Origin of the sequence: Bradyrhizobium sp. (assembly GCF_016213215.1) — a bacterium.
GTDB lineage: Bacteria > Pseudomonadota > Alphaproteobacteria > Rhizobiales > Xanthobacteraceae > Bradyrhizobium.
The window spans coordinates 1-12,469 of the sequence record NZ_JACRAW010000062.1 but is presented as its reverse complement, the minus strand read 5'-3'; the positions used below and the strand labels follow the sequence as shown (position 1 = coordinate 12,469).

General features: G+C 65.1%; 16 protein-coding genes. 4 read left to right on the top strand and 12 right to left on the bottom strand.

Going from position 1 to position 12,469, the window contains the following annotated elements; genetic code table 11:
• Window positions 1-9 precede the first annotated feature (9 nt).
• Window positions 10-453 (top strand): hypothetical protein, encoded by a 444-nt coding sequence (locus tag HY852_RS11015; RefSeq protein WP_291604683.1) that lies wholly within the window; start codon window positions 10-12, stop codon window positions 451-453.
• Window positions 454-504: 51 nt separating this feature from the next.
• On the opposite strand, the gene HY852_RS11010 is transcribed toward HY852_RS11015, so the two are convergent.
• The 3 genes from HY852_RS11010 to HY852_RS11000 form a co-directional block, all read right to left on the bottom strand.
• Complete coding sequence (locus tag HY852_RS11010) at window positions 505-915, bottom strand: VOC family protein (RefSeq protein ID WP_291604682.1); 411 nt, start codon at window positions 913-915, stop codon at window positions 505-507.
• A 338-nt stretch (window positions 916-1,253) separates the two neighbouring features.
• The gene (locus tag HY852_RS11005) at window positions 1,254-2,543 is read right to left on the bottom strand and encodes an RNA polymerase sigma factor (RefSeq protein ID WP_291604681.1); all 1,290 of its coding nucleotides are present in this window, start codon (window positions 2,541-2,543) and stop codon (window positions 1,254-1,256) included.
• Window positions 2,540-2,908 (bottom strand): YciI family protein, encoded by a 369-nt coding sequence (locus tag HY852_RS11000; protein WP_291604680.1) that lies wholly within the window; start codon window positions 2,906-2,908, stop codon window positions 2,540-2,542. The genes HY852_RS11005 and HY852_RS11000 overlap by 4 nt, the downstream gene beginning before the upstream one ends.
• Window positions 2,909-3,033: 125 nt before the next feature.
• Here HY852_RS11000 and HY852_RS10995 point away from each other — a divergent pair, with 125 nt between their 5' ends.
• Entirely contained in the window at window positions 3,034-3,999 is a 966-nt protein-coding gene (locus tag HY852_RS10995) for a glyoxylate/hydroxypyruvate reductase A (protein ID WP_291604679.1), read from the top strand.
• On the opposite strand, the gene HY852_RS10990 is transcribed toward HY852_RS10995, so the two are convergent.
• Together HY852_RS10990 and HY852_RS10985 are read right to left on the bottom strand one after the other, a co-directional pair.
• Window positions 3,996-4,460 (bottom strand): hypothetical protein, encoded by a 465-nt coding sequence (locus tag HY852_RS10990; RefSeq protein WP_291604678.1) that lies wholly within the window; start codon window positions 4,458-4,460, stop codon window positions 3,996-3,998. The genes HY852_RS10995 and HY852_RS10990 overlap by 4 nt on opposite strands.
• 118 nt (window positions 4,461-4,578) lie before the next feature.
• Entirely contained in the window at window positions 4,579-5,235 is a 657-nt protein-coding gene (locus tag HY852_RS10985; RefSeq protein ID WP_291604677.1) for a TetR/AcrR family transcriptional regulator, read from the bottom strand.
• Window positions 5,236-5,334: 99 nt separating this feature from the next.
• On the opposite strand from HY852_RS10985, the gene HY852_RS10980 reads away from it, so the two are divergent.
• Window positions 5,335-5,979, top strand: a complete 645-nt coding sequence (locus tag HY852_RS10980; protein WP_291604676.1) for a glutathione binding-like protein — start codon at window positions 5,335-5,337, stop codon at window positions 5,977-5,979.
• Window positions 5,980-6,346: 367 nt separating this feature from the next.
• A complete protein-coding gene (locus HY852_RS10975; RefSeq protein ID WP_291604675.1) occupies window positions 6,347-7,069 on the top strand; it encodes a type 1 glutamine amidotransferase in 723 nt (240 codons plus the stop codon).
• 87 nt (window positions 7,070-7,156) lie between these two features.
• Here HY852_RS10975 and ybgC read toward each other — a convergent pair whose 3' ends face one another.
• The 7 genes from ybgC to HY852_RS10940 form a co-directional block, all read right to left on the bottom strand.
• Window positions 7,157-7,606 carry a tol-pal system-associated acyl-CoA thioesterase gene (gene ybgC / locus HY852_RS10970; protein ID WP_291604674.1) on the bottom strand — a complete coding sequence of 150 codons (450 nt, stop codon included), beginning with the start codon at window positions 7,604-7,606 and terminating at the stop codon, window positions 7,157-7,159.
• Window positions 7,607-7,673: 67 nt separating this feature from the next.
• The gene (locus tag HY852_RS10965) at window positions 7,674-8,594 is read right to left on the bottom strand and encodes a metallophosphoesterase (RefSeq protein ID WP_291604673.1); all 921 of its coding nucleotides are present in this window, start codon (window positions 8,592-8,594) and stop codon (window positions 7,674-7,676) included.
• Window positions 8,595-8,677: 83 nt separating this feature from the next.
• Window positions 8,678-9,547 (bottom strand): DUF6869 domain-containing protein, encoded by an 870-nt coding sequence (locus HY852_RS10960; protein WP_291604672.1) that lies wholly within the window; start codon window positions 9,545-9,547, stop codon window positions 8,678-8,680.
• Window positions 9,548-9,643: 96 nt separating this feature from the next.
• Window positions 9,644-10,693 carry a Holliday junction branch migration DNA helicase RuvB gene (ruvB, locus tag HY852_RS10955; RefSeq protein WP_291604671.1) on the bottom strand — a complete coding sequence of 350 codons (1,050 nt, stop codon included), beginning with the start codon at window positions 10,691-10,693 and terminating at the stop codon, window positions 9,644-9,646.
• 205 nt (window positions 10,694-10,898) lie between these two features.
• Window positions 10,899-11,516 (bottom strand): Holliday junction branch migration protein RuvA, encoded by a 618-nt coding sequence (gene ruvA, locus HY852_RS10950; protein WP_291604669.1) that lies wholly within the window; start codon window positions 11,514-11,516, stop codon window positions 10,899-10,901.
• Window positions 11,513-12,040 (bottom strand): crossover junction endodeoxyribonuclease RuvC, encoded by a 528-nt coding sequence (ruvC, locus tag HY852_RS10945; RefSeq protein ID WP_291604667.1) that lies wholly within the window; start codon window positions 12,038-12,040, stop codon window positions 11,513-11,515. The genes ruvA and ruvC overlap by 4 nt, the downstream gene beginning before the upstream one ends.
• Before the next feature lie 135 nt (window positions 12,041-12,175).
• Window positions 12,176-12,469 (bottom strand): YebC/PmpR family DNA-binding transcriptional regulator (locus HY852_RS10940; RefSeq protein ID WP_291604666.1); only part of this gene is annotated, 294 nt, incomplete at its 5' end.

Genomic DNA, 12,469 nt, shown 5'->3' with positions numbered 1-12,469 from the left:
GAGTGTGCCATGCATCGAGCAGCATTGGTCAAGGTCATTATGGTCGTCTCTGCGCTACTCGCCCTCGCCTCGCCGTCCGCCTATGCCGAGATCCGCATCATGGCCAGTCCCGGCGGCGCCGTCGGACCGTTTCTGGACCTGTTCGAAAAGGTGCGCGATTCCGGCGAGCGCGTCGTGATCGACGGTCCGTGCTTCTCCGCCTGCACGCTGGTGCTGAGCATGGTGCCGAACGAGCGCATCTGCGTGACGCGGCGCGCGGTCCTGGGTTTCCACGCCGCGCGGTCGATCGACGGGCGCGGCCGGACCTATGCCGAGCCGGAGGCATCCGAGCTCGTGCTGCAGGCCTATCCAGCGCCGGTGCGAGGCTGGATCAGCCGCCGCGGCGGATTGAGCTCGCGCATGCTGCTGCTGCGCGGACGGGAACTTGCGTCGATTTATCCGAGGTGCCGTTAAGGCCGCGAGCTCGGTTCGCTCTTCCCCGCCCGCGATGATAGGGAGCTGACCTCACTGGTTCTCCAGCGGTGAGTTCACCATCCACGGGATGCCGAACTGGTCGATGCACATCCCGAAGCCTTTCGAAAAGAAGGTCTTGCCGAACGGCATGGTGACATTGCCGCCGTCGGCGAGCGCCTTAAACTTGCGCTCGGCTTCCGCGGGATCGGCAACCGTGAGCGAGACCGAAAAGCCCTGCGGTTTGTGAAAATGCTCGGGCGGCGCATCGGATGCCATCAGCCTCTGTCCGTTGATCGTCATGCTTGCATGCATGACCTTCTTCTTGCGTTCCGGAGATGAGGGCATCTCCGGCGGTCCCTCCTCGTTCCGCAGCAGCACCTCGATCTTGCCGCCGAGCACCCTGGCGTAATAGTTGAACGCGGCTTCGCAGTTGTCCTGGTAGAACAGGTAGGGATTGAGCATAGCCTTTTCTCCTTGGGTCAAGCCTTTCGGCGAGGTTGCGTCTTAAAGGAGCATCTTCCGGCCGGAGCGTCGAATGAGCGGCACGCTTGATCAAACGCCTCGATTTCGACTGCCGAATGGCAAGAGCGATCGCAGATGCTTGATCCAAGGACGAACGCGCGGGCGCAGTTCCGACAAGAATTGGGAAGATTTCTCGCGGCGCGCCCAAGCTTCCGTCTTGTCGTCATTTCCGGGTTGATGCGAAGCATCGAATCCGGAATCTCGGGATTCCGCGTCTGGCGCTTCGCGCCACCCGGAATGATCACCGGCTAAAGACGCCCGTCACATGCATCGCCGCCTTACCTCGCCTTGGCGCCCTTGTTGGTCCCTTTGGACTGACTGTCCTTGATCAGGCGATCGAGATGCATGCGGATATGGGCGGCCTCGGCCGAGGTATTGGCGAGCGCAATGGCGCGGTCGAAGGCGACGCGCGCCTCGTCATTGCGGCCGAGCTGCATCAGGAAGGCGCCGCGCACGCCGAAGAAATGGAAGTAGTTGCTGAGCCGGTCCGCCAGGGGCTCGATCATTTCGAGCGCGGCGTCGGGTCCGCGCACCTTGGACACCGCAACGGCCCGGTTCAGCGTGACCACCGGCGAAGGCTGGACCACCTCCAATGCGCCATAGAGCAAGTCGATCTGCTTCCAGTCGGTGTCTTCGGGTTTCTCTGCGCGGGCATGGAGCGCGGCGATTGCGGCCTGGATCTGATAGGGCCCACTGCGGTGGTGGCGCATCGCCTTGTCGATCAGCGCGAGGCCTTCCGCGATCATGGTCTTGTTCCACAGAGAGCGGTCCTGATCCTCGAGCAGGATGAGCGAGCCGTCGGCGGCAAAGCGCGCCGCGGCGCGCGCATGCTGCAATAGCAGCAGCGCCGTCAGGCCCATGATCTCAGGCTCGCTTTGAAACAGCCGCAAGAGCAGCCGCGCCAGCCGGATCGCCTCCTCGCACAGCGGCTTGCGGCTATCGGCGGTGTCCGCGCTCGCCGAATAGCCCTCGTTGAAGATCAGATAGATCATCGCGGCGACGGCCGCGAGCCGCTCGGACCGCTCCACCGGCCCCGGCGTCTCGAACGGCACGTTGGCGTCGGAAACGCGCGCCTTGGCGCGGGTAATGCGCTGCTCCATCGCCGTTTCCGAGACCAGGAAGGCGCGCGCGATCTGCCTCACCGAGAGCCCCGAGACGATGCGCAGCGCGAGCGCGATCTGCTGCGTCGAGGGAAGGTCGGGATGGCAGCAGATGAACATCAGCCGCAAAATGTCGTCCCGATAATGCGAGCCGTCGAGCCGCTCGGCGAGCTCGCCCTCCGCATCTTCGAGATCCGAGATGGTCTGATCGTCCTCCGGCAGCGGCTCCTGCCGGCGGGCCCTCCGCACCTCATCGATCGCCGCGTTGCGGCCGACCATGATCAGCCATGCCGCCGGATCGCGCGGCGGGCCGTTCTGCGGCCAAGCCTTCAGCGCGCGCAGGCAGGCGTTCTGAAACGCTTCTTCGGCGGTGTCGAGGTCGCGAAAATAGCGCAGGAGGGCGCCGACGGCCTGCGGACGGGCCGATGTCAGGGCGGCGTCGATCCAGGCGGCGTCGGCCTCGCTCACTTCAGGCTACCTCCGGGCGCAAACAGGCCGACCGGACGAATCTCATAGGCGCCGCCGGGATTGGCGGCCCCCAGCTCGCGCGCCACGTCGAGCGCGTCGTCGAGATTCTTGCAGTCGACGATGTAGAAGCCGAGCAGTTGCTCCTTGGTCTCGGCATAGGGACCGTCCAGCACCAGTGGCGGATCCTCCTTGCGCAACGTCGCCGCCGCCGTAGTCGGAAGCAGCCGCGCTACCGGACCGAGGCGGCCTTGCGTCGCAAGCTTCTCCTGCACCACGGCAAGCTTCTTCATCACGGCATCGTCCTGTTCTTTGGTCCAGGAACCGACAAGGTCTTCGTCGTGGTAGCAAAGAATGGCGTAGAGCATGCGAGACTTCCTGTTGTTACGAGGACGAACCACTATGCCTCGTCCCGACAGCCGATCGGAAACATTTTGCAATACCGTTCCTGCGGCTAATGTGCGGCGAGGAAGGCTACAGACGAGTGGAGCTGATGAGTAAGGGAACGCTGGCATTACTGATCCACGGCGGGACGGACAACTGGTCGCCGGAGCGCTGGAAGGCGCGCTTTGACGATGTCTGCCGCGACCGGCCGGTTCGGCTCTTGGCCGACGCATCGCTCGATCCGGCCGAGGTTGCCTACGCGGCGGTGTGGAAGCCTAAGCCGGGCGAGCTCGCCGCGTTTTCGAAGCTGCGCGCGATCTTCAATCTCGGCGCCGGCGTCGACGCGCTGATGGCCGACCGCTCGCTGCCCAACGTGCCGCTGGTCCGCGTCGCCGTGCCTGATTTGACCGGCCGGATGACCGAATACGTGGTCCTGCATGTGTTGATGCATCACCGGCAGGAGCCGTACCTCCGGCAGTCGCAGCGCGAGAAGCGCTGGGCGCCGAAGTTCCAGTGGGCGGCCGGCGCTGTCTCGGTCGGCATCATGGGGCTCGGCACGCTTGGCGCCGATGCGGCCCAGGTGTTGCAACGGATCGGCTTCAAGGTTGCCGGCTGGAGCCGCAGCGCACGTCAGCTCGAAGGCATCGAATGCTTCCACGGCAGCGCCGGACTTGAAGCCTTCCTGCGCCGGACCGACATCCTGGTCTGCCTCCTGCCCCTGACGGATCAGACGCGCGGCATTCTCGATCGCGATGTATTTACTCGCCTCAACCGCACCAGCCCGCTCGGCGCGCCGGTTTTGATCAACGCCGGCCGCGGCGGCCTGCAGAATGAAGCGGACATTCTCGCCTGCCTCGACGATGGCACGCTGGGCTCGGCCTCGCTCGACGTGTTTACGCAGGAACCGCTGCCGCCCGACAGCCCGTTCTGGAGCCATCCCAAGGTGGTGCTGACGCCGCACAACGCGGCCGACACCGACCCGGATGCAATCTCGCGCTACGTGGCCGATCAAATCGCGCGGTTCGAGGCCGGCGGCGCCCTGGAAAACGTCGTCAACTTCACCCGGGGCTATTAGCCGTTTGGATGCGACACCTGTCGATGGGCCTGCGTCGCGCGGTGCAGGACGCCGCCAAGCCAGCAGCATGGCAGACCGGCCAACGCGAGCACGACCGGAAACCACAGTGGCCCGAGATCGCTGGTTACAGCGGCGATGACTCCGCCGATCCCGGGGATGAGCCCTATCAATCCCAAGATGACGGCATGGCGCATCGGCGCGCCAGGCGCGAGCCGTGCGGCGATGTAGCCGCCGAGCACCGTGTAGACTGTGCGATACGCGAGCGCCAACAGCAGCAATCTCGCGTCGTCCATGCGCTCGCCCCACGGCGGGTAGACATCAAGCATATGCAGCACCTGATCGGTGCCAAGCGAGAGCACGACAACCGCGGCAAACCCGAGGAAGATCGCCGCCGCGCTGCGCAACAGCCGAAGGGGCGGCTTGACCTCTCCAGATGTGGCAACGTCTGACTGACCGGACATTTGAAACTCCTCTGTTGGATGCGTCCCCAGGACGAACGGCGAACGCCGGAACCGACAGAGGTTACAAAATTCCTGCAGATGCCGGTCTTCCGTTGTTGCGGAAGAGGACAGGAGGTGCTTACTTCCCCGCCCCGCACATCAGATCGATCGCCCCCTTGATGATGGCTTCCAGCTCCTTGCGCGGCACCCGCGCGCGCGAGCGAATGGCGATCGTGTGGATGGTCGCAGAGGCGAGCTGCGCCAGCACGGCAGGATCGGCGCTCTCAGGCAGTTCGCCCTTCTCCCTGGCGCGGCTGAAGCAGTTGGCAAAGGCCTTGTCGAGCTCGGCAAGGCCGTTCTGCACCATGGCGCGGATCTCGGGATCGGCGACCGCTTCGGAGCCCGCCGTCATCACCGTGAAGCAGCCGCGCGGGCCGCTCTCGCCCGAAAGATAGATGTCGAGCGCCGCGGCATAGATGCGCTCCAGCCGCCGCCGCAACGGCATGTCGTGCCGGAAGATATCGCCCATCGCGGCGCGGGCCTCGTCGCGATAGCGCTGGAACGTCTTGATGTAGAGCTCGCGCTTGTCGCCGAACGCGCCGTAGAGGCTCGGCCGGTTCATGCCGGTGGCCGCGCTCAGATCATCGAGCGAGGTCGCCGCAAAGCCATCGCGGCGAAACAGGTCGAGCGCCTTGCCGAGCGCGACCTCCGGCTCGTAGGCACGCGGCCGCCCACGCCGCTTCGGCGCAGGCGCCAGCGCGGGCGTTCTGGGAGGCTCCTTACCTTTTTGTACCATCTCGCATAAATTCCTTGACGTCAGCCATATTATGCAGAACAGTACAAAAATCAATCCGGCCGGGTTGAGCGACCGAACACGAACGCCCAGGAGGCTCGAATGGATCTCTATTTCTCGCCGCTCGCCTGCTCGATGGCGACCCGCATCGCGCTTTACGAAGCAGGCGGTGAGGCCAACTATCTCGAGGTCGATCCCAGGACCAAGACCGTGCTGAAGGACGGCTCGGATTTTCGACAACTGAACCCCCTCGGACTGGTTCCGACCCTGCGCACCGACGACGGCACCGTGCTCACCGAGAACGCCGCGATCCTGCAACATGTCGCAGACCGCTTCCCGCAAGCCGATCTCGGCAGCGGGGCCGGCATGGACCGCAGCCGTCTGCATCAGTGGCTTTGCTTCATCGGCACCGAGCTGCACAAGGGGCTGTTCTCGACGATGCTCGACAGCAAGGCGCCGCAGGAAGCGAAGAGCTATCTGCTGGAGAAAGGCCTGTCGCGGCTCGATTACCTGGAGAACTACCTCAAGGGCCGCGAATTCCTGCTCGACCATTTCAGCGTGGCGGACGCCTATCTCGTCACGGTGATCAACTGGACCATGGCGACGCCGCCGATCGAGCTCGCCAAATGGCCGACGCTGAAGGCCTATTACGAGCGGCTGCGCGCGCGGCCGTCGATCGCCAGGGCCATGGCCGAGGAGTTCGAGCTCTACAAGGCCGAACTCGCGCGCCACAAGGCGGCGGCGTAGCAATCTCTTCCTCTCCCCGCAGGGCAATCGCATTTGGCTCTTTGGTGGCGGCGAGGTGGTCGGCCTCATGGTTCGAGACGCGCCGCAAGCGGCGCTCCTCACCATGAGGGTCCGAGATCTCGCCGCAAGACCTCATCCTGAGGAGCCCGCCAAAGGCGGGCGTCTCGAAGGATGGGCCGCAAGGAGACCGCCCACCAGGTTTTCTTTCATATGCGATAGCCCTGCCGCACGGGGGGAGAGGAAGCTCGCTTGGCGGGGACGACAGGTGAGTCGTGGCCGAACCTTGGAATCTGCAAGTAACGATGTTACCCATCAGGACCCGTTGCACGAACTCAAACGCACCTCCTAGCTGGGCCGGCGACATCTGATGTCACGCCTAACGATCGTAGAAGCGGGGCTCCTCTCCCGGCGCTTTCGCGAGCGCCATGGATCGTTTCCGCAGATGTTCGAGCGCCTGATCCGCGCCGCGGATCCATCGATCAACTTCGACGTCGTCAGCGTTGCAGCCGGCGAACCCCTTCCCGATCCGAGAGAATTGCAGGCTATCCTCATCACCGGCTCAGCGGCCGGCGTGTATGACAAGCTCGATTGGATCGCACGGCTCGAAGAGTTCGTGCGCGCGGCCTATGGCAGCGGAGCTCCCATGGTCGGCGTCTGCTTCGGCCATCAACTGATCGCCCAGGCCCTGGGCGGCGTGGTCCGCAAGTCGGACAAGGGCTGGGGCATCGGGCGGCACGTCTACGGGATCGCACCTGGCAACGGCATTGTCGACGGCGAGCACATCGCGATTCCCTGCTCGCACCAGGACCAGGTCATCGAGCCGCCGGCCGGAGCCCGCACCATCCTGTTCTCGGATTTCACGCCGCATGCCGGACTGCTCTATGCCAACGGCGCGACATTCTCCGTGCAGCCGCATCCGGAGTTCAGCGCAAGTTTCGCCTACGAGCTATGCGAGGCGCGCGAGGGCGATGCTCCGGAAGCGGTCGTCGCCGAGGGCAAATCCTCCCTCGCTGAGCCCCTGGACAACGCCAGACTCGGCGACGCGATCGCGCGCTTCGTGACAAGACGCGCGGCATCGGGGATTTCCTGAAAGGGACTATCGCCGCTCCGCGACGTCAGACCACGGTCGTAGAGGCCGATTTCCGAAAGTCGATACTCTTGCTTTGTCGGCCGATAGCTAGATCACATCGGCCTTCAACAACAGCCGCAGGGACTTGGGAATGGGCTGCGCGCGGCCGCCGCAGATGAAGGCGACGCGCACCTCGGCCTTGACCAGCACTTCCTCGCCGCGCCGCACCTCCTGTGCCAGCGTGATCGAGGCGCCCTTCACCGCGACCGGCCAGGTGACGACATCCAGGATGTCGTCCATGCGCGCGGGCTTGAGAAAATCGATGTGCATCGAGCGCACGACGAAGGCAAAGCCCGGACTCTCGGCTTCCGCCTCGGCAAACAGCGTGTGCTGCTCGGCGCCCATCAGCCGCAGATGGTTGGTGCGTCCGCGCTCCATGAAGCGCAAATAGTTGGCGTGATAGACGATGCCGGAAAAGTCCGTGTCCTCGTAATAGACGCGGACCTGCATGTGGTGGCGGCCGTTGCGGATCTCGCCGTCGATATGGGGTGCTGTCACGTGCGTCCTTAAGGCTGCGCAGGAAGGAGCCCGTTTTGCGCAAAATCACCTTGCTGCGCAAGCGTGGTCAGGCCACTGCGGGAGCGTCCTTCCCCAGCGTCACCAGCACGATCTCCGGCGGAATGCCGACGCGGAGCGGCACGATGCTGCAGCCCAGCCCGCCGGAGACGATGACGTCGCATTTCAGCCGCACGTGGCCATAGGCCAGGCGGACGCCGTTTCGCGGCGGCACCGCGGGCGACCAGCCGAGCAGGCGCACCTGGCCGCCGTGGGTATGCCCGGACAATTGCAGCGCGACGCGCGAGGGCACGCGCAGCGCGACGTCGGGCTCATGGGCGAGAAGAATAATCGGCGCGTCGTCGGTAACCTTGGCAAGCGTCGCGTCGAGGTCGTCGACGCCGATGCGCTTGATCCGGCGGAAGCGCCGCGCCGGCATCCAGGCGAACTGGTCGCCGAGGCCGGCGAGCCAGAACGGACGGCCTTGCTTGGTAAGGCGCGTGACATCGTTCTCATAGACCGGGATGCCGACAACCTCGAGCGCGCGTCGCGCGACCGTCAGCCCCTTTCCCTGGCGTTGTACCGTCTTGTCGTCCCAATAGTCGTGATTGCCGAGGATGGCATGGACGCCGAGCGGCGCCTTGAGCCCTGCAAACACCGCGGCCCATTCGCTCGACCGGATGAATCGCGTCACATGGCGATGACCGGCGACGTAGTCGCCGAGCATGACGATGACGTCGGCATTCAGCGCATTAGTGCGCGCAACGATCGCCTCGAGCCGCTCCAGCGACATCCAGGGATGGCAGGCGTGAACGTCCGAGATCACGGCGATCCGAAGCCGAAGATCGGCCGGCCATTGTCGCGGGGTGAGATTGTAGCGTGTGACGCGCAGCCGCAGCACCGGCTCGACGCCAACGCCATAGGCCGCCGTCGACACGCCGAATGCCGAGACAGCGCCGATGGACTTCAAGAATTTGCGTCGTGTGATCATGCGGGGTAATCGTGATGCACCCCGTTCATGAAGGAAAATTGGAGCGGAATTGGGGTCCGTCTGTGCAGATTGCCAGCAGATGCCTACCAGCGGGCATCCCCTATCAGAGCGTCAAGCCGGGCCTTCAGCTCGTCCCTGACCCCGTAGTACCAGATCCCGCCCAACAGTTTGCGGAAGCGTGTGTCGGCGGCGGCCTCGCGCTCGATACGGTCGATCGTTTCCATGCTGATCACGTCTTCCAGCGGGCCGGCCGCGAGGAGCGACAACAGCACGGGATTGGTCTCGATCTTCAGGATTTCCAGGATCAGGTCGATCGCCTTCTCGGGATCCTCCTCGCGCAACTCGCGCTCGTAATCCATGATCGCAAACAGGTTGTCGTCCCGGTCGCGGTCCGATTTCGAGTACTGCTCCACCCAGGCGCGGGCAAGCTCTGGCAGCGACAGTGCCGCGCAATCGAGTGCTTCCCGCGGCCTGCGGTGCGCGAGATCATCGGCACGCCACGCGGTCATGTTGGCGATGCGGTTGATCCGCTCCATCATGACTTCGTCCGGCCCGAACTGGATGCCTCCGAGCAGCCAGCGCAGCCGCTCGTTGCCTTCCACCTCCGCCTCGATGCGCTCGATCACCTCGTCTCCATGGGCATAGAGCAGCGACGGCAGGAACTTGTCATTCAGTTGCATCACCGTCGGCTTGTCGGTCTCGCAGCGCAGGACCTCGAGCGCGAGTTCGAGGGCGCGGTCGGGTTTCCGGTGCGGCAAATGGTCGAAATAAACATAGGCTCCCCGGGCGCCGCCCGTCAGATCGCGGCGGCTCACACGCTGCAGCACGCACCACAGCGATGTGAGCTCGTCCATGGACATTGCATCAAGGAAGATTTCGGTCTCGTCCGGCGCGCGCAGTTGCGGCGCCGCCACCATGTTCCCAAGCAGTTTGGCGTCTTCGGTCAACCCCATTTTCCCGCACTCCCATCACTGCCGGCGGCGATGTCCAGATCGCCGCAGCTTCGGGTTAGTGTGGGTTGGGGCGAGACGGGTTCGAGGGTAACGGGCTCAGTCCTCGCTCTCGCCATTCCCGAACAATCCGAACTGCGCCGGATCGCGCGTGGGCTCGGCGAGACCGAGGTGGCGAAACGCGTGCGCCGTCAGGAGCCGGCCGCGCGGCGTGCGCTGCAAATAGCCGCACTGGATCAGATAGGGCTCGATGATGTCCTCGATCGCATCGCGCGGCTCGGAAAGCGCCGCCGCCAGCGTCTCCACGCCGACCGGCCCGCCACCATAGTTCATGGCGATGGTGGTGAGGTAGCGCCGGTCCATGGCATCGAGCCCCGCGGCATCGACCTCAAGGGCGCTCAGCGCATGATCGGCGATCTTGCGGTCGATGGAAGCAGCATCCGCCGCGGAGGCAAAGTCGCGCACCCGCCGGAGCAGGCGCCCGGCGATGCGCGGCGTGCCGCGGGCTCTCCGCGCGATCTCGTTGGCGCCGTCAGCCGTCATGCCGACGTTGAGAACGCGCGCCCCACGGGTGACGATCTTTTCCAGCTCTTCCACGGTGTAGAAGTTGAGGCGGATCGGGATGCCGAAACGGTCGCGCAGCGGATTGGTCAATAGCCCCGCGCGCGTGGTGGCACCGACCAGGGTGAACTTGGCAAGCTCGATCTTGACCGAGCGCGCCGCCGGCCCCTCGCCGATGATGAGATCCAGCTGGAAGTCTTCCATCGCGGGATAGAGCACTTCCTCTACCGCCGGGCTCAAGCGATGGATTTCGTCGATGAACAGCACGTCGCGCTCTTCGAGATTGGTAAGAAGGGCGGCGAGATCGCCGGCCTTCGCGATCACCGGCCCCGAGGTTGCGCGAAAGCCGACGCCGAGCTCGCGCGCCACGATCTGCGCCAGCGTGGTCTTGCCGAGCCCCGGCGGGCCGACGAACAGTACATGGTCCAGCGCCTCGCCGCGCTTGCGTGCCGCCTCAATGAACACGGAGAGGTTCTTGCGCGCCTGCTGCTGACCGACGAACTCCGACAGCGATTGCGGGCGCAGCGCGGTGTCGCCGACATCGTCGCCGCGGCGCTCGGGGGTGACGAGGCGGGAGGGAGTGGTCATCGGGCAAACATACCACGAGCACCGCGGCTCCCTCTTCCCGCTTGCGGGGTCGAGCCGAGCGAAGCTCGCCCTTGGAGGGTCGGGGTGAGGGGGAGTTTCAACAAGCTCGGTGCGCGGAGAGTCCCACTCACCCGGACTGCGCTGACGCGCAATCCGGCCTCCCGCAAGCGGGGAGAGGCGAAGGATGGGCCTCGCGGTTGGAGATTCACTTCGCCAGCTCCTTCAATCCGAGGCGGATCAGCTGCGCCGTCTCTGCATGCTCGCCGGCGCTGCGGGAGGCGAAGGCGATGGCAGCGGCGGCCTGCGGCTGGCCGTAGCCTAGATTGACCAGCGCGGAGATCGCGTCCGTTACCGGCCGCGGGGCGCGCTGATCGTCGATGGCGGTGGAAAGATGCACCACCGCGGGATCGACATTGGCAAAGGCTGGCGCCTTGTCCTTCAGCTCCGTGACGATGCGCTCGGCGACCTTGGGGCCGACGCCGGGAGTACGCGACACGGCGGCCTTGTCGCGCAGCGCGATCGCATTGGCTAGCTCCGCCGGCGGCAGCGTACCGAGCACCGAAAGCGCGACCTTGGCACCGACGCCCTGGACGGTCTGCAACAGGCGAAACCATTCGCGCTCGTGATCGGTGCGAAAGCCGAACAGCTTGATCTGGTCCTCGCGGACATAAGTCTCGATCGACAGCACCGCCGCTTCGCCCAGCGAAGGCAGCGCCTGCAGCGTGCGCGCCGAGCAATGCACCTGGTAGCCGACGCCGCCGACGTCGAGGATGACGAAATCCTCGCCGTAGGAATCGATCAGGCCCTTGAGCTTGCCGATCATATTCCCATCACCTTCAATCGCAGGGCGACGCTCTGGCGGTGATGCGCGTGCGTGATCGCGATCGCGAGCGCGTCGGCGGCGTCGGCGGATGGCGGCTCGGCCCTGGGCAGGAGTATCTTCAGCATCACGGCAATCTGGTTCTTGTCGGCATGGCCTGCGCCGACCACCGTCTTCTTTACCTGGTTGGGCGCGTATTCGGACACGGAAATGCCGAACATCGCGGGCGCCAGCATGGCAACGCCGCGCGCCTGGCCGAGCTTGAGCGTCGCGACACCATCCTTGTTCACGAAGGTCTGTTCGACCGCGGCTTCCACCGGCTTGTAGTCGGACAGCACGGACGCCAGCCCCTCATGGATCGCGAGCAGGCGGCTGGAAAGCGGCAGGCCATGAGGCGGCTCCACAGAGCCGCAGGCGACGAAGACCAGGCGGTTGCCGTCGGCCTCGATCACGCCCCAGCCGGTGCGGCGCAGGCCGGGATCGATGCCGAGAATGCGAACCGGTTGGCGAATCGACGGGGCGGTCATGGGGCAGTGATAGCCTCTGGCTGCCGCGGGGGAAACAGAAACAGAACGAAAGTCCCCGAACGGGGCCGAGATACTTCCCCTCGCTGCGCGGGCGCGACCCGCGATCGGAGCAAGCCCGGCGACGACAGTGGGCCTCTAGCCCGTCACCTTCGCCATCAGCGCGTCGGAGACTTCGAAATTGGCGTAGACGTTCTGCACGTCATCGTGCTCGTTGAGCTGCTCCATGAGCTTCAAGAGCTTTTCGCCGGTCTCGTCGTTGACGGCGACGGTGTTCTGCGGCTTCCAGATCAGCGCGGCCTTGCGCGGCTCGCCGAATTTCGCTTCCAGCGCCTTGGCGACTTCGCGGTAGCTCTCGGTAGAGGCGTAGATTTCGTGGCCGCTTTCGCCCGACACGACGTCGTCGGCGCCGGCCTCGATCGCCGCGTCCAG